Origin of the sequence: Alistipes sp. AM16-43 (genome assembly GCF_003435745.1) — a bacterium.
Classification (GTDB): Bacteria; Bacteroidota; Bacteroidia; order Bacteroidales; family Rikenellaceae; genus Alistipes; species Alistipes onderdonkii.
This window is the reverse complement of the sequence record NZ_QTUQ01000004.1, coordinates 34,199-54,949: the sequence shown is the minus strand read 5'-3', so window position 1 is coordinate 54,949 and position 20,751 is coordinate 34,199. Positions and strand designations below refer to the sequence as shown.

The following is a 20,751-nucleotide window of genomic DNA, read 5'->3' as shown; positions in this document are numbered from 1 at the left end:
CGGTTCAAATGAACCGGCCCCTGTTTCCGATTTTCTCCGACCGCTGTTTCAGGGTTTGGCCTGGAATACGGCTTTCAGCTCGCCGTCGCCGAGCAGCAGCAGCATCGGCCCGTCCATGTCGTAATGCGTGGTGGCTTCGAGCGCCTTGGTGAAGGCGTCCTCCTGTTCCATGCCCGGGCAGGCCATCATCGTCGAGGCGATCGGCCCGATCCTGAGCGCGCCCTTGTCTGTGGTTTCGTATTTGCCCATCAGGCGGTTGCAGGCTCCGACCCCCGCAAAGCGGTTCTCTTCGGCGAGGAACATTACATAGAACTTGCCCTCTTCGGGTTTGACGGCCCTGCCGTCCAACTGTATGAGCTGCCATTCGGTGCCGACGAGCGGCCGGCGGTTTTTCTTCTGGTAGGAACGGCATTTGCAGCAACCCGCGGCGAGTGCCGCTACGGCTGCGATAACTGCGATTCTCAGCAAAATCTTCATAGCATATTCTTAAATGTGTTGTGCAAATATACGGAATATATCTTATCTTTGTGTGGAATTTGAAAAACACCCCGCTATGAAGAAGATTATCGCATCGCCCCACGCCCCCAAGGCCGTGGGCCCTTATTCGCAGGCCGTGGAGGCCGGCGGCACGCTCTATGTTTCGGGACAGCTCCCCATCGACGGAGCGACCCAAAAGATGGCCGAAGGCATCGAGGCCCAGACGCGGCAGTCGCTCACCAACCTGCGCCATATCCTCGAAGAGGCCGGCTATACGCTCGGCGACGTGGCCAAGACGACCGTCCTGTTGCAGGACATCGGCGACTTTGCCGCGATGAATGCCGTTTACGCCGGGTTCTTCACCTCGGGAATGCCCGCGCGCGTATGCTACCAGGTCGCCGCACTCCCGATGGGGGCGCTGGTCGAGATCGACGCCGTCGCGGCGAAATAGCCGTTGCCGGACATCCCGTCCGCAGCAAATGTGCGCCCCATAAATGTGGGGCGCATGTTTTGCCTTTTTGTAAATAATTTGTGGATAAGTTTGGTGCTGTGCATTGGGTTATTCCATAGAAAAGAATGAATTTTGTAGAACCGGGTTTCGCCCGGATCGACGCTAAAAATCTGAAATAAAAGCAATAACAGTTATGTCTAAAGCCGTAAAACCCGAAGCGCCGCAAAAAGTCGATTACAACGATGCGGTTGCCGAGTCGAAAAAGTATTTCGACGGGGACGACCTTGCCGCGACGGTATGGGTCAGCAAATATGCCCTGAAAGACTCTTTCGGCAATATCTATGAAACGTCACCCCGACAGATGCACGAGCGTATCGCAGCCGAGATCGAGCGCATCGAGCGCAAGTATCCCAATCCGATGTCGCGCGAGGAGGTCTTCGGCCTGCTGGATCATTTCCGGTATGTGATCCCCCAGGGTGGCCCGATGACGGGTATCGGCAACAATTTCCAGGTGGCCTCGCTCTCGAACTGTTTCGTGATCGGGCACAAGCATCCGGCCGACTCCTACGGCGGCATCTTCCGCATGGACGAGGAGCAGGTGCAACTGATGAAGCGCCGCGGGGGCGTGGGGCATGACCTCTCGCACATCCGTCCCACGGGCAGCCCGGTGCTCAACTCGGCGCTCACGTCGACGGGTATCGTGCCTTTCATGGAGCGCTATTCCAACTCGACGCGCGAGGTGGCGCAGGACGGCCGCCGCGGTGCGCTGATGCTCTCGCTGTCGATCAAGCACCCCGATGCCGAGCGTTTCATCGACGCCAAGGTCGACACGGGCAAGGTCACGGGCGCCAATGTTTCGATCAAGATCGACGACGAGTTCATGCGTGCCGCCATCGCCGGCAAGAAATACCACCAGCAATTCCCGATCAATTCGGACAACCCCCGATACGAGCAGGATATCGACGCCCGGAAGCTCTGGGACAAGATCATCCACAATGCCTGGAAGTCGGCCGAGCCGGGCGTGCTGTTCTGGGATACGATCATCCGCGAAAGCGTGCCCGACTGCTATGCCGACGAGGGCTTCGTGACGGTTTCGACCAACCCCTGCGGTGAAATCCCGCTCTGCCCCTACGATTCGTGCCGCCTGCTGGCGCTCAATCTGCTGAGCTATGTGGACAACCCGTTCAAGAAGGATGCGAAGTTCAATTTCGATAAGTTCCGGTCGCACGTGGCCATGGCCATGCGCATGATGGACGACATCATCGACCTCGAACTGGAAAAAGTCGAGCAGATCATCGAGAAGATCGCCGCCGACCCCGAGGACGAGGACGTGCGCCGCGTGGAACTGGAGCTGTGGAAGAAGATCCTCGGCATGGCGCAGAAGGGCCGCCGTACGGGCCTCGGCATCACGGCCGAAGGCGACATGCTCGCCGCACTGGGACTGGTATACGGTTCCGAGGAGGCGATCGCATTCGCCGTCGAGGTGCAGAAGACGCTGGCTGTCGAGGCTTACCGGGCTTCGGTGAAGATGGCCGCCGAGCGCGGTGCCTTCCCGGTCTACGACGCAGCCAAGGAGAAGGACAATCCGATGATCGCCCGCATCCGCGAGGCCGACCCGGAACTCTACGCCGAGATGGAGAAGGTCGGCCGCCGCAACATCGCCATGCTGACCATCGCCCCCACGGGTACCACGTCGCTCATGTCGCAGACCACGTCGGGCATCGAGCCGGTGTTCCGCACGGTCTACAAACGCCGCCGCAAGATCAACCCCTCCGACAAGGACACGCATGTGGACTATGAGGATGAAACGGGCGAAAAGTTCCAGGAATACAACGTCTACCACCACAACTTCGTGAAGTGGCTCGAGGCGAACGGATACGACACGTCGAAGCTCGCGACGATCTCCGACGAGGAGCTCGGGGAGTGGGTGGCCGCTTCGCCCTACCACGGGGCTACGGCCAACGACATCGACTGGGTGGCCAAGGTCAAGATGCAGGGTGCGATCCAGAAATGGGTCGACCACTCGATCTCGGTGACCGTCAACCTGCCGAACAATGTTTCGGAGGGGCTCGTGGCGCAGGTTTACCGCACGGCCTGGGAATGCGGCTGCAAGGGCGTCACGGTTTACCGCGACGGCTGCCGCGACGGTGTGCTGCTTGAAAAGGGCTCCAAAAAGAAGCCGAAGTGCGAGGAGCATCCCGGACAGGTGCCCAAGCGTCCCAAGTCGATCCCGGCCGACATCGTGCGTTTCAAGAACGGCACCGAGGACTGGATCGCCTTCGTGGGCCTGCAGGACGGTCGCCCCTACGAGGTCTTCACCGGTAAGATCGAGGAGGATGCCATGTATATCCCCCGCAAGATCGACAAGGGCTATATTATAAAGGTACGCGAGGAGGACGGCACCAAGCGTTACGACTTCCAGTATACTGACCGCTACGGCTATACGAATACCATCGGCGGTATCTCGCGTCTGTTCGACGAGGAGTTCTGGAACTACGCCAAACTGATCTCGGGTGTCCTGCGCCACGGTATGCCGATCGAAAAGACTGTCTCGCTGATCGAATCGCTCCACCTGAACAGCGAGTCGATCAACACGTGGAAGACGGGCGTCTGCCGCGCCCTGAAGCAGTATATCGTCGACGGCACCAAGTCGAAAGGCAAGTGCCCGAGCTGCGGACAGGAGAATATGGCCTACCAGAATGGCTGTCTTACGTGCATGTCGTGCGGTTATTCGAAGTGCGGTTGATTCTGTAAAGATTTAATCCTGAGCTTAAAAGGCTGGAAACACACGTTTCCAGCCTTTTTTGTGCGGGTTCGGCGCTGTTTTTGTGCTATGACCTGTCAATTAACGGTTTCGGGAAAAGAGAAACTTTATTATTGGGATTAAATATTATTGACCATGAAAAAACTTATTCTATTGTTGGCAGCCGTGGCATTGGCTACGTCTGTGTGGGCGCAGGACACGCCCAAAAAACCGAGCTTCGCCGGTTTCGTGTCGAACGGTTTCTGGGATAACTGGGAAATTACGCTTGGGGGCGGTGCCGGTACGGCCCTTTCCAACGGTACCAACCAGGGGAGTTTCGGCGACCGTATTAATTTCGAGGCCAACTTCGGCCTTACCAAATGGTTCCATCCGGTGACCGGTATGCGCCTCCAGCTGCAGGGCGGCCGGTTCGCCAATTTCGACGATGTGCTGGGCAAGGCGAAATGGCCCTATTTGTTCGTGCATGCCGATTTCATGCTCAACTTCTCCAACTGGGCAGGGGGTTATCGTGAAGACAGAGCCTACTATGCCGTGCCGTTCGCCGGTTTCGGATATATGGCCTCGAACTTCACCGACAAGAGCCACGAGAACAACGGTTCGGGTACGCACCAGTCGTTCGCGTTCACTTTGGGCTGGCTCAACAAGTTCCGCATTTCGCCGTCGTTCGATTTCAATATCGAACTCAAAGGGCTGATAGCGCCTTCGCGGGTCAGCCCCGTTGCGATGGACGGCTCCTACCTGTTCGGCTTCAGCGCTACGGCAGGTTTCACCTACCGCTTTAACAAGCGCGGCTGGCAGCGCGGTGTTGCGGGCTATACCGTTGCGGACATCCAGGCTTTCCAGGACGCCGTAGCCGCCAGCATGGCCGCTGCCGCCGCCATGGAGGTCGAGAATGCCCAGCTGGCACAGCAGCTTGCCGCCTCGCAGGCCGAGCTCGCCGCCACGGCCGATGCCGCAGCTGCGGCAGCTACTGCCGCCGCGGCCGCTACCGTCGTTGCCGCCGAGGAGCAGGTTGCAGCCGATACTTCGATCATCCTCTTCGATTACAGCATGTCGTGGCTGACCCCGCAGGAGAAGACCCGCCTCGAGCTGGTGGCCGAGAAGATCAAGAACGGCCCGCAGGACATGGTTTACCAGATCGTGGGCCATGCCGACCAGCAGACGGGAACCAAGGCCGGAAACAAGCGCGTCGCCGAGCACCGTGCCAAGCGGGTATTCGACTTCCTCGTATCGAAGGGCGTCAACCCCAAGCAGCTGAATTACGAGGGCAAGGGCAACTCGCCCGATCCGTTCAAGAAGGTTCAGGCCGCCAACCGTGCCGCGATTATCCAGTAATCGGGAGCGAGGCTGCGGGCTTCCCCCGAAGTAGAAAAGAAAAAGGTGCAGGATTGTCCTGCACCTTTTTTTGTCCTGATTTCCGGGGCTGCTGTTTCCGGGGCTTCGCCTGTCGTGGCCGGGAGTTGCTTGGCCGGAGATTCACAGGCGTTGGCCGGGGATTTGCCCGCGGCGTCCGGCTCCCGGTTTTCGGCAGCCCTGACTCCGAAGGTACTGATTCGGGAGCCTGTTTCCGGCAGCTCTGTTTCCTGCGGCCCGGAGTTCGGCGGCCCTGTATTTGACCGCCCGTCTTGCGGCAGCCCTGTGTTTGCCGGGTGGTGGCGGCTGTGTGTTTTACCGGATAATCACGGCATTGACCAGCCGCACGCCCGAGCGGCGGTTGATCTCCTCCTTGAGCGCCTCGCGCTGGTAGAAAAGCTCCGAGCGGAGCACGCTCGACTGGATGCGGGCATAGAGGATGTGGTTTTCGATTTTCAGCTCGGTCGTAATCTCCGCGGCGCGGTCGCCCACGATCTCGCGCCAGGTGTCGGGCAATTTGCCTTCGGCGACTTTCGCGGCGACATAGGGGCGTTTGAAAAACTCCTCCAGCAGGTCGCCCATCAGCATGGTCTTCGTCCGTCTCATGGCCGTCCTCCTTCCGATGCTGCATCCCCGGGGCGTGCCCCGTTGCCGTCGGGTTCTGCTGCCGGTTCTTCGGCAGGCTCCGGTGCCGGGACTGGTTCCGAAGGCCGCAGCGCGGGTTCTCCCGCCGGCGATTCCCCGGCTTGCCCTTCCGTCCGTTCCGCGGCCGCAGTCCCGGTCTGTCCCGGTGTTTTTTCCTCCATCGGTTCCGCAGCCCCGTCCGTTGTCGCATTCCCGGGCCGGCTTCCGGCCGATCCTTTGTCCGGGTCTGCCGCGGCAGCCGTTGCCGTTGCATTCCCCTGCGTCACCGCCCCGTTCCCGACCGTGAAAAGCGCATATTCGCCGCCCGCCTTGTCGAGGATCGTACGCAGCCGTGTGGGGTTGCAGTCGGTGATCAAGATCTGCCCGAACGAATCTTCGGACACGAGGCGGATCAACTGCTCCACGCGCCCGGCGTCGAGCTTGTCGAAGAGGTCGTCCAGCAGCAGGATCGGTTTTTCGCCCTTTTCCCGGGCGACGATGGTGTATTGCGCCAGTTTGAGGGCTATCAGGAACGATTTCTGCTGTCCCTGCGACCCGTATTTGCGCAGGGGGTAGCCGCCGATTTTCAGCACCAGGTCGTCGCGGTGAATGCCTGCCGTGGTGAATTCGTTGGCGAGGTCTTTCTGCCGTGCCGCGAGGAGCAGTTCGTCGAACGGCCGGTCGTTCAGCTCCGACTTGTAGTGCAGTTCGACCTGCTCGCGGTCGCCCGAGAGGGTGCGGTAATAGTCCGCGACGACGGGTTGCAGCCGTTGCGTGAACTCCCGCCGCAGGGCGTGTATCCGGTTGCCCTGCTCGACGAGTTGCAGGTCGTAAATGCGGAGCATCGTTTCGTCGGGCATGTTCTTGAGCAGGCGGTTGCGTTCGGCCAGCACGCCGTTGTAACGCATTACGGCGGCCAGGTAGGTGCGGTCGAGCTGCGAGATGAAGCCGTTGAGGTAGCGGCGGCGTTCGTCCGCGGCGTCGCTGATGAGCGCACTGTCGGCCGGCGACACGATCACGGCCGGAATCAGCCCCACGTGATCCGACAGCCGTTCGTACTCCTTTCCGTTGCGTTTGAGCACCTTGCCGCCCTTGCGCGAGAACGAGCACACGACGCTCTCCGTCTTGCCCGCATCGGTGAGGTACTGTCCTTCGGCGAGGAAGAAATCCGCGCCGTGGCGGACGCTCTGCCCGTCGGTCATCGCCAGCGACGACTTGCACATCGAGAGGTAATAGACCGCGTCGATGACATTGGTCTTGCCCGCCCCGTTGTCGCCCACCAGGCAGTTGATGCCGGGGCACAGGGCGAGTTCCTCCTGTGCGATATTCTTGAAGTTGAGCAGCGATATTTTCTTCAGATACATGGTTCAAAGATAGTGCAAGCCGAGCGCAATGCCAAATTTATTTGGGCATTGCCGAGGCGCCGCCTGTGTTCTGTAAAGATAGTGCAAGCCGAGCGCAATGCCAAATTTATTTGGGCATTGCGCCCGTCGCATGTATCCCGAGTTGCAAAAAATCGGGATGCGGCATTGTACATTGTGAATAGTTTTGTATCTTTGCTGCCTAACGTACGGAATTATAAACTAAACAAGATAGATTTTTATGGCAAAACAGCATGTCGCCGAGCAGGAAACCCTCGGCGAAGCAATGAACAAAACTGAGTTTTTCTTCGAGAAGAACGGCCGCATGTTGTCGTATGTTTTCCTCGGCTTGCTGGTGCTCGCAGCCCTCGTTTTCGGCTACCGCGCACTGGTCGTGTCGCCGCGTGCCGAGAAGGCCGCCGAGATGATCGCCGAGGCGCAGTACCGTTTCGAGGATCAGAATGCGGACTATGCGCTGGCACTCGAAGGCGATGCCAACGGCGCCGGATTCCTCGAGGTGATCGAGAAGTACGGCTCGACCCCTTCGGGCAATCTTGCCAAACACTACGCCGGCATCTGCTACCTGAAGGCCGGCGACCTGGAGAATGCCGCCGAATTCCTGGCCAGGTATTCGCCCGTGAAGGGTATCCCGGGTGCGCTGATCAACGCCCAGAACTACGGGTTGCAGGGTGACATCGCCGTCGAGCAAAAGGACTACGCCAAGGCCGTGAAATTCTACGACAAAGCCGTAGCGGCTGCCGACAACAACCTCACCGCTCCGATGTACCTCCGCAAAGCCGGTCTGGCCGAGCAGGCTCAGGGCAACGGCGCGAAAGCGGCCGCATACTACGAGCGGATACTGACTTCGTACCCTGCGTCGATGGACGCGCGCGACGCGGAGAAACTTCTCGGCAGCATAAAATAACCGGGGACTATGGCGACCAAGAATCATAACCTTTCCCAATTCGATTCACCCCTGCCTTCGGCCGCCGAGATGCGGTTCGGCATCGTCGTGGCCGAGTGGAACCGCGAGGTCACCGAAGCCCTTCTCGAAGGCGCCGTGCGCACGTTGCGTGCCGCCGGATGCCCCGACCTGAACATCCAGATCAAATATGTCCCCGGGACGTTCGAACTGGCGCTCGGCGCACAGTTTTTCGCCGAGTATACCGATGTCGACGCGGTAATTGCGCTCGGGTGTGTCATCCAGGGCGATACGCGCCATTTCGATTTCATTTGCCAGGGCGTGACGCAGGGTATCACCCAACTGCAGATTCAGTGGAATATGCCGATCGCATTCGGTGTGCTGACCGTCAACGACATGCAGCAGGCGCTCGACCGCTGCGGCGGCCGCCACGGCAACAAGGGCGACGAAGCGGCTGCGACGGCCATCAACATGGTCAAGTTGCAGATCGACATGGAAGCCGCTTCTCCCGACCACGAACCCGACCGGCGGAACATCAACTGACGACTTTGGTACAGATATTAACGGGAGCCTTTCATAGGCTCCCTTTTTTGCGGCGTTTTCGGCGGTGCGTAGCGGTTATCAGTTGCGTCCGTGTGTCATGACCTATGATCCGTGTCCTGTGCTCTGGGAACCGTGCTCCGTGAACCGTGTGCTGTGCGTTGGTGTTCCGTTTTTTCGGTGTGTCATGAATTGTGTACCGTGCGTTGATGCTCCGGTGCTCCGTGAATTGTGTACTGTGTGCCGGTACGCCTTGCGCCGTGAACCGGGTGTCCAGCGCCGTGCGCTGTGCGTCTTGAACTCGTGTGCCCGCGTGTTGTGTGTCCGTGTCGGCGCCCGTGCGTCCCTCTCCGCCGCCTGATATGCTCCGGGGCGCCATTCACGGCTTGGACGGAAAGGCATGTGCCTCGGGCCCGGCGGGCCCGGCCTTCGGAGGCCTGTACCACCGCCATCGCCGCTGCCACCCGGGACGGAATAAAAGAAGAGGGAGGCCTTCAGGCCTCCCTCTTCGGTATGGGGATCGAACGGTGTTATTCGACAACCTGAATGACCGGACTGTCGTTGTACCCGTTATCGGCGGAGCTTGCCCAGCGGATCGTACCGCCGTTGGGTTCCGTGCCGCCCGTGGTGTTGGCTTCGCAATAGAACCGGATCTTGACGCTGCCGTCGCTGATACCGCGTGCGAAGGTCATTGTCTCGTCGATCTGCATATTGGCCGTCGGTACCAGATGCGTGTAGGTAATCTGTTCCCCGTTGACGGTTGCGGTCTGCGTGTCGGTCGCCGGTTTCCAGCTCGTACCGTCCATGTATTGCAGGCTCCAGTACTTCTGTCCGGTGCCGGAGATGCGCGTGAGACCCGTGAAACGAACCTTCGTGCCCGACTTGAAGTTCTTGACCGGAACTTCGAACAACCAGTAGTCGCCCTTCCATGCTCCCGTGACGTAAGGCTGTCCCGTACCGCCGATCATGCGCGTGCTGTTGGGGTGCAGGCTGCCGTCGGGGTTGAAGGTGTGGAAGTAGGAGATATAGCCTACGCCCGACGAGGCCATGAGCTTGTTGTTCTGCTCGAACTGCTCTTTCATGGCCGTGTAGTCCGTGCCCGAGGCGCCGTTGAAGAACCACTTTACCGGGGCGTCCAGACCTTCCAGCGGCCCGCCTTCCGCCAGGCTTTCCTGTGTCACGAACATCTCCTTGACGGCTTTGGTGCCGAGCACCTCGTCCGAGATGATCGAGAACGAAGCGGAGCGTTCGTCGAGCGAGAGGTTGCTGGTCGCTTTCACCGTCATGACATACTCCTTGTCCGCTTCGCCGGCCGAGGGCGTGACCTCGATCCATGCGTTCTCGGCAACCGAAATCGTCCAGTCCCAGTTGGATTTCACCTTGAAGGTGAATGCATTGGGCTGGTAGGCCGGGAACGGGGGCAGTGCCAGGTCGTCGCCGATGTCCTCGCTCGTAATCTCGATCTGCGGCGTGATGTCCTGCAGGATGTTCAGGTCGGCCCTGATGTCCTTGTACTGGCCGCTGCCCTTGAAGGCGATGCTGAAATCACGGCTCAGGGATGCCGGCTGCTCGGGATACTCCTCGATGTCGAGCGTGAAAGTCCCGTTGCCCGTCTCGGTGAAGGTTGCCCATTCGGCTTTTTCGGGTTCGTAGAACGGCGTCACGTTCGACGCGACCCTGATGTCGTAATGGGCGGCATAACGTCCCGCTACGATCTCGTTCGTCTCGATGTTGTTGACGACGAACCGGATGTAAGGTTCGTTGGCGCTCTGGTTGACGACGAGGGTCGTTTCGGTCTGCCTGCCGTCCGCATAGCGGAATACGACCGTCGCCGAACGCGGGGTGTTGGCGTCGTTATCGTCCAGGCAGAAGCGTACCTTGCCGTCGCCCTGGCCTGTCTTGGGGTAGAATTTGATCCAGTCTCCGTCCGTGGAGTTGCATTCGACACTCCAGTTGCAGTTCGAACGGATGTCGTAACGGATCAGTTCGAGCGTGGCGTCGCCGATGATGGCCTCGGCATCGAAACCCAGGTCGGAGGAGGCGGTCACCAGCTTGCTCGATACGACGGTATTCTCCAGCCGGAAGTAGGGGCTGCCGCCCTCCGTGTCGTCGTCGCTGCACGAGACGAAGGCCGCCGGGATCAGGAGCAGCGCCGACATGGCCAGGCCCCTTATGTTGCGGAATATGTTTTTCGCGTTCATAGTGCGTTCGTTTTTAGATTATAAGTTCTCTTCGGCGATGACATTCTTGCGGAACGAGTGTTCCCACGGCTGCCCGGCATCCTTGGCGACGGCCTGGCCGCTCCACCAGATCGGGAAGACCATGGTGTTGTCGTTGATGGTACCGCCCTGTGCCTCGAATGCGGCCGTATAGTTCGCACGGTTGTTGGCGATCGCGATCGACGGATAGGGATAGCGGGCGATGAACTTGCCGCCCGTGGCGTTCAGCTCGATCGTTCCCATGCCGGTCTTGCACTCGGGATACCCCGTGCGGCGCATTTCGTGGTACATCTGGAAGCCGATGACCCAGAACAGCGAGAGCCATTTCTGCTCGGCGAGGCGCTGCTGGGTATTATTCCATTTTACGTGGTCGCTCGCCAGCAGTGCGGCGATGTTCTTCTGCGTGATGGCTACGGTCTTGAGTTCGATCTTGTTCGACGCGTTGAGTTCGGGGTAGGAGGCGTAAATGCCGTATTCGCCCCATTTCTGGCACGACGCGGTGATCGCCGCTTCGTAATACTCCTTGGCGGAGCCCGATATCCAGCCGTTCATCGCTGCTTCGGCCTTGATGAAGAGCAGCTCGTCGTAGTCGAGCATGTGGTTGGGGCGCGTGTCGCCCACCAGCGTTTCGTAATGCAGGTAGGGTTCGCGTTCGCTGATGGAGGTGATGCCGTTGTAGTTGATCGTACAGCCCGAGACGGCGCCGATCATTTCGCGGATCACATCGGGCTCGGTCGCACTGGGATACTGGACGTAACGGGGCTTGATCCAGATGCGCAGGCGCGGGTCGACGAAGCCGTCCGAAGCGTCGTAGAGCAGGTCGAGCAGCTGTGCGGCGATGTGGTGGTCGCTCGACAGGCTCTTGTCGTCGGGGAACGAACTGGAGTTGAAATAGGTCTTGTAATACTCCGCGCTGCCGGAGAACTTCACGGTGGCGTTGTCGTCGTTCGACTCGAAGACGGGGTATTTACCCGGGTTGGAGATGATCTGGTTGATCTGCTCGCCGACCGTGGGGGTGAAGGCGTTGTTACGGCCGCTCACGCGCATCAGCAGACGCAGGCGCAGCGTGTTGGTGAATTTCTGCCACTTGGCGATGTCGCCGCCGTAGATGCCGTCCTTGGTGGGGTCGTCCAGCCCCAGGCTGGCGTTGTAGAGCGAGTTGGCCAGCTCGAGTTCCTCCAGCATGGCCGTATAGACCTCTTGCTGCGAGTCGATATGCGGGGTGTTGATGCCCTCGCCGCCCTTGAGAGCCTCGCGGTAGGCGATCGAGCCGAACATGTCGGTGAGGATCGACATGTTGTAGACCTTCAGCGTCAGGCCGATGGCCTGGAAGTTGGGCTGACCCTGGGCCACGGCCAGGTCGTACATGTGCTTGGCGTTGCCCGCCCATTTGTACCCGAGGTTCCAGATGGCCTTGAAGTTGCCGTCGGCAAGGTTGTAGCAGTGTTCGCGGCGCGGTGTCGACTTGGCCACGGTGACCTGCGAAATTTCGTTGGCGATGCTCAGCATGTAGGACGAATAGCTGTTCGTGGAGCTGTAAATCAGCGGTTCGAGCAGCGCGATGGGGGCTACCGACCCTTCCGATTGTTTGTTCGGATTGGTGTTGTAATCCTCGAAATCGTTCGTACATGCGCCCGATGCGGCGAGCAGCGCGAGTATCAGGATATGTTTTGCGTATTTCATGGTGTTCGCGGTTTTAGAACTGAAGTTTGATGTTGATACCGTAGGTACGCGTCATCGGGAAGGTGACGGTTTCGATACCGGGGTAAATGTTCGTACCGTTGACCAGACCCGCCGCCTCGGGATCGAACTGCGGCCAGTCGGTGATGCAGAAGAGGTTGGTGGCGAAGAACCCGATCGACGCGCCCTGCAGGAACCGGGTCTTGGCCATCAGGTGCTTCGGCAGCTGGTAGTCGATGCGCAACTCCTTGAACTTGAGGAAGTCGGTGCTGAACGTGTTTTCGCGGCCGTTGTCGCGTACCCATTTGTAGGACTGGTAGTAGGTGTAGATGTTCTCCGTGACGGCGGTGTTCTTCTGGTAGGAAACCGTGCCGTCACCGTTGTCCACGGCGTTGACGCCCTGCAGAACCAGGCCGTCGTCACGTCCGGCGAGCGAGTTCTTCAGCTTGCCCTGGTACGAGAGTGCGAAGTTGGTCACCGAGTAGGCCACGCCGCCGACCTGCGCCGTGAACTGCGCGCTCAGCGAGAGGTTCTTGTAGCGGAACGTCGTGCCGAAGCCTGCCTTCCAGTCGGGGATTACGCTGCCCAGGTGCTCGAACTTCTTGGAGTCGGTCTCCTTGGTCAGCAGCGGGTAGCCGGTCTTGGCGTTGATGATCTGCATGCCCGAGCAGTCGACCTGGTTACCGTTTTCGTCCGTGTAGGTCGAGCCTTCCGGCGCGTACTCGTAGTGGCTGGCCGAATAGAGCTGGTGCATGGACTTGCCCACGTACGAGTAGACGAATATACGGCTGCCGATGGTCGTCGAGGTCGAGGTCTGCAACGGCGTTGCGGGATCCCATCCGTTCTGCAGCTCGTTGAGTTTGTTCTTGTTGAGCGACCAGTTGCCGTTGATCTCCCAGTTGATGTCCTTCGTGCGGACGGGAACCATGCGGAACGTGACCTCGACACCCTTGTTGGTAATCAGGCCGGCGTTCATCTTGCGGGACGTACTGCCTGTTTCGGCGCTCGTTTCGGCGCTGATGATCTGGTTGCGGGTGCTGGTCTTGTAGAGCGCCACGTCGACATTGAGCCGGTTGCCCAGGAACTTGGTTTCCAGGCCGACTTCCCAGCTGCTGGTCTTTTCGGGGAGGATGTACGGGTAGTTGCTGGCCGTAGGCAGCGTGACGCCGCCCGGATAGTCCGTGGTCGAGTAGTCGTCGTAGAGCGAGAAGACCGAAGTGTCGTTACCCACCTGTGCCCACGAACCGCGCAGCTTGATCATGTTGACATGAGGGGAGTTGATCTTGAACGCCTTGTCGAGCAGGATGCTGGCCGATACCGACGGGTAGAAATAGCTCCAGTTGGAGGGAGCCAGCGTCGATGACCAGTCGTTGCGGGCCGTGAGGTCGAGGAAGTAGGTGTCGTCCCACGACAGGTTGACGAAGCCGTAAAGGCTGTTGGTCTGCCGGTTGCTGCGGTAGGGCGACGTGTCGAGGGCTACCGCGGCGTTGGCGAACGAATACATGCCGGGGCCTTCGCTGCTCAGCTGCGAGGCGGTGATGGTGGTCGAGTAGTACTTGTTGCGCAGGACGCTGCCGCCGAACGCCGCCGTGACGCCGAAGCGATCCCACAGCTTGTTGTACTTGAGCAGGAAGTCCGAGTTGTAGTCGTAGCGGCGGATGGTCTTCTCGCGGTACATGCCGTAGCGGTTGTCGAGCGACATGAAGGGTTTCTGCTGCGAGCGCCATTCGATATTGGCGTCGAAGCCGCCGCGCAGCGTGAAGGTCAGCTCGGGCAGGATAGTGAAGTCGATGCTCACGTTGCCGAAGATACGGTCACGATCCAGTTTGTTCAGCTCCTCGTACAGCGTGCGGTAGGGGTTGTGGCCCTCGAGGCTGTTGTAGATAAGCCCCGAAGTGGTGTTGTACTTGTCCTCGCCGCTGCCTGCCAGGTAGTTGGCGTAGGTATAACGGCCCTGCATGTACTCGTCGCGGTAAGCCGAGATGGGGTTGGTGTTGTAGCCCCAGATCAGGCCGTACATGGGCGAACCCTGGCTGTAACCCGACATGGGCATGTTGTCGCTGTTCTTGCGGATGTAGTTGACCTTTGCCGCCAGTTTGATGGCCTTGCTGATCTTCTGGTTCAGGGCCAGTGCGAAGGTCTGCTGTTCGTAGCCCGAGTTGGGCGTGATCCAGTCGTTGCGCAGGTCGGTGAACGAGAAGCGCGTGCTCGTACCCTTGCCCGTCGAACCGTCGATGGTCACCGAGTTGCTCCACGTAACGCCCGTTTCGAAGAGGCCGGTGAACCAGTCGTCGGCGTATACCCACGGCAGGGGGGTGAACTCCCCGGTCTCCCAGTTCTTCGACATGTAGAGGTAGCGCAGCTTGCTGGAGTCGAAATGCTCGCCGTACGTGTAGCGCGAAATCTGCTGGCGGACGGGCTGCCCGTCATAGGTCATCGTGCCGGGAAGGCCCCATGCCGATGCGACGCGGTTGGTGAGCGACGTGGTGACGGCCGAGGGGCCGTATTCCTCCTGGAATTCGGGCCAGAAGCCTGCGGTCTCGAAGGTCACCGAACCGTTGTAGGTAACGCCGATGCCACGCTGTTCGCGGCCCGACTTGGTGGTGATGAGCACCACGCCGTTCTGGCCCATCGAACCGTAAAGCGCGGCTGCGGCGGGGCCCTTGAGGACGGAGACGTTCTCGATGTCGTCGGGGTTGAGGTCGGAGATCGGGTTACCGAAGTCCACCGGGGCGTTGCTGTTGGCGTAGTTGGCGCCCGAACCGGATGCTACCGAGCCGTTGCTCATCGGGATACCGTCGATGACGAACAGCGCTTCGTTGGCGCCGTAGTTGAGCGACGTGTCGCCGCGCAGCGTCACACGTACCGTACCGCCGGGGCCGGTGCCCGCCGAGGACATCGACATACCGGCGACCTTGCCGTTGAGCCCCGTCACCCAGTTGCTCGATATGGATTTAGTGAGTTCGTCGCCCGAGACTTTCGAAACGGCATAGCCGACCGATTTCTCCGAGCGGGTCAGGCCGAGGGCCGTGACGACCACTTCGTCGATCTTCTGCGCCGATTCTTTCAGTGTGACGTTGATCGTGGTGCGGCTTCCGACCGTGACCTCCTGCGGGTCATAGCCCAGCGACTGGAAGACCAGCACGTCGTTGTCGCTGCCCACATGGATCGTATAGGTTCCGTCTGCGTTCGAAATCGTGCCTGTCGCAGTCCCCTTCAGGATGACGGTGGCCCCGACGAGCGGGCTTTTGCCGTCCGTGTCGAACACGATGCCCGTGATGTTGCGGCTTTGGGCCCAGGCGGCCGAAGCGACCAGCAACATTACCGCGGTTGCCAAAGCATTCCGTATGTATGTTTTAAGCTTCATATTGTTGATTTTTTAATTCGGTTTTTTTTGTCGAACGGCTGCGGTCGTCCTGCGGGCGGCCGCAGCCGTCAAGGTCGGTTTAGGGTACGATCTGTATTCTCGGGCTGTCGGCCGTTCCGGCTCCGGCCCAGCGCATCGTCCCGCCGTTGGGCTTGGCGAGTGCGCCCTTGCCGCTGGCCTGCCAGTTGGCCGCGCAGACGAACCGGAATTCGATGTTGCCGCCGGAGATCGCATTGGCATAGGTGACCGTCACGTCGACCGTGATGTTGGTCTTCCCGTCGGCTTTCATGGCGTGGGTGTAGGAGACCTCTTCCCCCGTTTCCGTGGTCGTTTGCAATGCCGCGGCGGGTTTCCAGGTGCCGCCGTCGTTGTACTCCATCCGCCAGAATTTGTGGCCGGTGGCCGAGGTGCGGGTGATCGCCGTAAAACGGACTTTGGTGCCTGCGTCGAGGTTCGTCACCGGGACGGCGAACGTCCAGTAGTCGCCCGGCCAGCCGCCCGTGATGTACGGATGGCCCGTACCGCCGACGATGCGTTCGCATTTCTTGTCAGGATCGCTCGGTGCCGTGTGCGTATAGGAGAGGTACCCCGGCCCCGACTGGGCCAGCACCGTGTTGTACGGGCTGTCGGGCCCGCCCTTGAAGTCCTGGGCGTAGTTGCCCATATCCTCTTCCGAGAACGACCATTGTACGGGAGACGCCAAGTCCCATTTCACCGTTCCGGGCGATACGGGCTGCTGCGAAAGCGCGATCTTCTCGGTAAGGGTTGCATCGCCCTCGGCCGCCGTGATCGTAAACTCGCCGAAGCGGCGGAACGAGAGGTTCTGCTCGAGCGCTTTGACCGTTACCTCCACGTCGGTGTTGGCGGCACCCTGCCCGGGGCTCACCTCGTACCATGCCGCAGCGCCCGATGGGGCGATCGTCCAGGGATAGGGGGCATTGACCGTGAATTTCACCTCGGCACCCGATTCTGCGGGGTTGTCGCTGAGCTCCAGCGTATTGTCCGTCAGCCCTTCGATGGTGATCTGTGCCCCGGAAGCCTGCGTGACGGCAACCTTCTCGATCTCTGTGCCTTCCGACTTGATGATGATATGGCCCGTGCGGTTTTCGCCTCCCGAGTTCCTGCCTACTTCCACCTTGGTGGTGACGTAGGGCAGCCCCGTGGCCTTTACGGTTGCCACACCGTTCGAGAGCGATGCACCGTTGTTGGCGCCCGTTACCGTCGACGGGTCTGCGTCGCCGCAGCGTACGGTGGTGATCGTCAGCCAGTCGCAGTCGGTCTCCGCCGTCCAGGCCTTGTTGACGCGCACCGAGCAGGTCAGCGTGCCGCCTTCGGCGACCACCATCTTGTTGGCATCGAAGAGGCCCGCATCGGAGGTATTGACGATCTCCTTGTCGAGCGGGGTTACGAGTGCCTCCGGAGCCGGGGCTTCGGGGTTCTCGTCCTTGGCGCGCGTCACGGTGATGTTGTCCAGGTAGAGGCGGCACTTCACTTCGCGCTCGCTGCCGAAGGTGATGCGGGTTTCGTTCGTAGCGCCGTAGACGATCAGCGAGTAGCGCGTCCACTCCCAGACGTTCTTCACTTCGACCAGCGCGGAGGTTTCCACCAGGTCGCCGATCGTGCCGGGGCCTTCGATCGTGACGTCCATGTGGTCGTCGCCGTTGTCCACCGTGCCGCCTGCCGACGAATAGGCGGCTGCGTCGAACTGCACGAGCAGCGTCGCGGCCTTGCCGGCGTCAATGCCCGTGAGCGCGGGGATCGTGATGGCGCCCATGTTGGCGGTCTTACCCAGCTTGACATGGCCTTCGTAACGGGCATATACCGAGGGCGTGTAGGTGTAGCCCTTGGCCGCTACGGCCTCTTTCATTCCGTCGGTCGAGAGGGCGAACTCGTTGCCGTTCGTGCCGTCGATCGATACGCTCGGCCAGCCGTACTTGGTGTAGGGGCTCACCCAGTTGTCGGGAATCCACTGGAAGTCGTCGCTGAAGAAGACGTGTCCCTCGGCATGCGTGTCCTTGGGCATGTAGGGCGCCTGAACCAGCTCGATGATCTCTTCGGCGGTGTTCTCGCCGAATTCGGCGTCGCCGGCCGTGATCGTGATCTTCGACTCGCGGCGTTCGTCGGTGGTGTTGGCCTTGGGCGTGATGGTGACTTGGGCCGCAGAGCCGGCCTTGCCGCTCTTGGGGGCGACCGTCAGCCAGGTCTCGTTCTCCACCGTGAGCGTCCAGTCGTAGGATGCTTCGACGGTGAAGACCACCGGATCCGTATCTTCGGCTTCGAAGGCCAGCAGGCGTTCTTCGAGCCCCGTTATCACGATGCCGGCCGCCAGGTAGGCGTCCTGCGAAAGCGGGATGCTCTTCTCCGTCAGGCAGGGATGGAGGTTGTTGCCGCTGTTGGCGCGGATGGTGAATTCGCCGTCGCGCGCCTCGCCCTGGTTCAGGGTCGGGGTGACGGTGACCTGGATATTCTGGCCCGCCTCGCCCTTGTTCGGGGTGACGACGAACCAGCCTGCGGTCTTGGTGATCTCCCAGGGCGCGTCGACGCTCATGGTAAATGTATGCGGGGTCAGTGCCGAATAGAGGAACTTCAGCCCTGCATCGGGCAGGTTTTCGGTGGAGAGTGCCGGGGGGATGGGGTTCCCCGAATCCCCTTCGGTGTCGTCGTCGCTGCACGCCGCGGCTCCCAGGAGCGTGACGCATAATAACGACCACAACCATTTGTTCATTATACGCTTCATTGTCTTAAGGTTTTTTGAGGGTTATTTGGTCACGTCGGTCGTGAGCGCCTTGGGCCGGATCATCGACTCCGTGCTGACGTTGCCGAAGCGATCGGTAACCGATATCTCCAGCGTGGAAGACGCCGAGGAGGCCGTAACCTCGAACATATGCATGCAGGAGGTCGAGGGGAAGGTGAGCGTGCCGTTGTTGGCCGCGCCGCGCGGGATGTCGTACGAAATGCTGTGCAGCGGGTCTTTCTTGCTCCAGACCTGTTTCACGTCGAGCGGGGTTCCGTTCTCCGTCACGGTGACCGTCCAGCCCGGCTCGTAGGCCCAGACGTTGATGTAGACGGCATTTTCGCCCACCGTCGAATAATCCTTGTCGCGGTTTCGCATGTCGTTGCCTGCGGCGAAGGCCTTGAGTGCCGTGGCGTCGGTGGCCCAGTACTCCTTGACCTCGTTCATGTCGTAGGTGATGAACTGCTTTTCGATGGGAAGCCCCGTGGCTTTGTACTGCCATTTGAGGTCGGTTCCGTCGACCGTGAAGATCTTGTAACCCGCGGGCGAACCGTCGGTGCAGACGTTGTTGTTGCCGTACTGCTGCGTCCACCACCAGGTGCCGCAGACCGCGGCGATGTTCTGCTCGTAGACGTTGGCATAGGTCGGCGACTGGATATTGCGGTTCACGTGCGTGTGCCCCGTGACGAAAGTCACGTTGCTGAAGCCGGCGAAGCAGCCCAGGATTTTGTCGATGTCAGCCTGGGTCTGGAGCGCTACGCTCACGCCGCCGCTTCCGCTGTACGAGTAAAGCGGGCAGTGGCATCCCACGACGATCGGGGTCGATTTGTCGACATGGGTGAGCTCCTCCTTGAGCCAAGCCAGCTGCCGGTCGTCGAAGCGGCGGTTGTAGTTGCGCGAACCGACCGTACCCTGCGAGCCGCCCGTGTTGAGGTACTCGGTGTCGTCGAGCATGATGTAGTGTATCCGGCCGATGTTCATGGCGTAGTAAACCGGGCCCATGTGTTGGCGGTAGGGGCCTTCGGCGCCGAAATCGGAGGCTACATAGGGGTCGTTGTCGTGGTTGCCCATCACCGACCACATCTGGAAGTTGAAGTCCTCGACGCTCTGCTTGCATTCGGGCAGCGCCCACTTGTTGTCGTACCAGTAGCCGTCCCACGAGAAGTCGCCCAGGTTGAGGCAGTATACCTTTCCGGGTGCGGCGGAGTTGTAGGCCGATGTCAGCTCCTTGACGAAGCCGTCGGCGAACTGAACGTAATCTTTCGGGGTGTTGCGGTTGGCCAGGTGCATGTCCGTGGCCACGAGCATGGTGTGGGAGTCGTTGTCGGCCCTGAGCAGCTGGAAGTCGAGTTGTTCGACGGTGTTTGCGTCGAGCGTGCAGGGCTGCCAGAACTGGGGCATCGCCTTGACGGTGGGGACGTCATAGCCCGCAGGCAGGATGACGAAGGCGAGTTCGTTGCGTTTTTCGGAATTGAGCCAATAGAAACCGTTGGCGTCGGTCTTGGTGATCAGGTCTCCGTCCGAGACCAGGACGTCGGCGATGCCTTGTCCTGCCAGGTGGACGATACCCTTGATCGTCGCGCCCTCCTTGTCCGGTACGGTGACGCCGCCCAGGGAGAGGTTGAGTTTGGCGGAGCCCAGTGCCTGCTCTTCTGCGCCGCGCTGCAGGGTGAATTCACAGTCGCCGTCGGCGGCGTTCTGGGGAATGGTAAAGGTCAGCGAAGAATCGTCAGCACCTTTGACCGGCGCTTCGAATTTCCCCCCCCCTTGCTCCAATAGGAGTTTGTCCGTAGCCATGAACCCGCGGCCGCGGATCACGGCGTCGCCGCCCCAGTTGCCCGAGATGGTCTTGCCCAGGTCGACGTCGATGGCCAGTTGTACGGTCATCTTGCTCGATCCGAGCACCTGGTAGTCCTGTGCCCGGTTGAGCACGACCTTATAGACGGTCTGGTCTGCCGCCCCGTCGGGTATGACGAATGTTAGCAGTTTCTCCGATGCTACCGTGGTAGCTGCCGGGAGATCCTCGCCGGCGCGTAACGCGATGGCGTCGCCTTGGGCGAAGCCGTAGCCGGAGACGGAAACCTCCATCCCGCGGTAGACGGTCATCGAGGTCGGAATAACTACATCGGTGACCAGCCGGCCATCGTTGTAGATCTCCTTGTCGCTGTCGTCACAACCGGCCAGTCCGACCGGCAGGGCGACGAATAGCAACCCGGCGATTAAAGTAATCAGTTTTTTCATAGGCTATTGATGATTTTG

At 60.3% G+C, this 20,751-nt stretch carries 13 protein-coding genes; 5 read left to right on the top strand and 8 right to left on the bottom strand.

Features of this window, described 5'->3' with window-relative positions; all coding sequences use genetic code 11:
* Positions 1 to 48: 48 nt before the first annotated feature.
* A complete protein-coding gene (locus DW189_RS08800) occupies positions 49 to 477 on the bottom strand; it encodes an META domain-containing protein (RefSeq protein WP_117507603.1) in 429 nt (142 codons plus the stop codon).
* A gap of 76 nt (positions 478 to 553) precedes the next feature.
* On the opposite strand from DW189_RS08800, the gene DW189_RS08795 reads away from it, so the two are divergent.
* From DW189_RS08795 to DW189_RS08785, 3 genes are all read left to right on the top strand, one after another.
* Positions 554 to 928, top strand: a complete 375-nt coding sequence (locus tag DW189_RS08795) for a RidA family protein (protein ID WP_055210647.1) — start codon at positions 554 to 556, stop codon at positions 926 to 928.
* Positions 929 to 1,121: 193 nt separating this feature from the next.
* The gene (locus tag DW189_RS08790; RefSeq protein WP_055210650.1) at positions 1,122 to 3,674 is read left to right on the top strand and encodes an adenosylcobalamin-dependent ribonucleoside-diphosphate reductase; all 2,553 of its coding nucleotides are present in this window, start codon (positions 1,122 to 1,124) and stop codon (positions 3,672 to 3,674) included.
* A gap of 153 nt (positions 3,675 to 3,827) precedes the next feature.
* A complete protein-coding gene (locus DW189_RS08785; protein ID WP_022333859.1) occupies positions 3,828 to 5,027 on the top strand; it encodes an OmpA family protein in 1,200 nt (399 codons plus the stop codon).
* 333 nt (positions 5,028 to 5,360) lie between these two features.
* On the opposite strand, the gene DW189_RS08780 is transcribed toward DW189_RS08785, so the two are convergent.
* Together DW189_RS08780 and recF are read right to left on the bottom strand one after the other, a co-directional pair.
* A complete protein-coding gene (locus DW189_RS08780) occupies positions 5,361 to 5,633 on the bottom strand; it encodes a DUF721 domain-containing protein (protein ID WP_055202647.1) in 273 nt (90 codons plus the stop codon).
* A gap of 14 nt (positions 5,634 to 5,647) precedes the next feature.
* Entirely contained in the window at positions 5,648 to 7,033 is a 1,386-nt protein-coding gene (recF, locus tag DW189_RS08775; RefSeq protein WP_117507601.1) for a DNA replication/repair protein RecF, read from the bottom strand.
* Between the two features lie 238 nt (positions 7,034 to 7,271).
* Between recF and DW189_RS08770 the strand changes: the two genes are divergently transcribed.
* Both DW189_RS08770 and ribH read left to right on the top strand, forming a co-directional pair.
* On the top strand, positions 7,272 to 7,955 hold the full coding sequence (locus DW189_RS08770; protein WP_018696148.1) for a tetratricopeptide repeat protein: 684 nt from the start codon (positions 7,272 to 7,274) through the stop codon (positions 7,953 to 7,955).
* Positions 7,956 to 7,964: 9 nt separating this feature from the next.
* Positions 7,965 to 8,495 carry a 6,7-dimethyl-8-ribityllumazine synthase gene (gene ribH, locus DW189_RS08765; protein WP_018696147.1) on the top strand — a complete coding sequence of 177 codons (531 nt, stop codon included), beginning with the start codon at positions 7,965 to 7,967 and terminating at the stop codon, positions 8,493 to 8,495.
* A 527-nt stretch (positions 8,496 to 9,022) separates the two neighbouring features.
* Here ribH and DW189_RS08760 read toward each other — a convergent pair.
* The 5 genes from DW189_RS08760 to DW189_RS08740 all read right to left on the bottom strand — a co-directional run bounded on the left by DW189_RS08760 (position 9,023) and on the right by DW189_RS08740 (position 20,733).
* A complete protein-coding gene (locus DW189_RS08760; RefSeq protein WP_117507599.1) occupies positions 9,023 to 10,693 on the bottom strand; it encodes a BACON domain-containing protein in 1,671 nt (556 codons plus the stop codon).
* A gap of 18 nt (positions 10,694 to 10,711) precedes the next feature.
* Positions 10,712 to 12,394: a SusD/RagB family nutrient-binding outer membrane lipoprotein gene (locus DW189_RS08755; protein ID WP_117507597.1), complete on the bottom strand. Its 1,683-nt coding sequence runs from the start codon at positions 12,392 to 12,394 to the stop codon at positions 10,712 to 10,714.
* A gap of 13 nt (positions 12,395 to 12,407) precedes the next feature.
* The gene (locus tag DW189_RS08750; protein WP_117507595.1) at positions 12,408 to 15,758 is read right to left on the bottom strand and encodes a SusC/RagA family TonB-linked outer membrane protein; all 3,351 of its coding nucleotides are present in this window, start codon (positions 15,756 to 15,758) and stop codon (positions 12,408 to 12,410) included.
* Positions 15,759 to 15,837: 79 nt separating this feature from the next.
* Complete coding sequence (locus DW189_RS08745) at positions 15,838 to 18,495, bottom strand: BACON domain-containing protein (protein ID WP_117507593.1); 2,658 nt, start codon at positions 18,493 to 18,495, stop codon at positions 15,838 to 15,840.
* Between the two features lie 21 nt (positions 18,496 to 18,516).
* Positions 18,517 to 20,733 carry a calcineurin-like phosphoesterase C-terminal domain-containing protein gene (locus DW189_RS08740; RefSeq protein WP_117507591.1) on the bottom strand — a complete coding sequence of 739 codons (2,217 nt, stop codon included), beginning with the start codon at positions 20,731 to 20,733 and terminating at the stop codon, positions 18,517 to 18,519.
* Positions 20,734 to 20,751 lie beyond the last annotated feature (18 nt).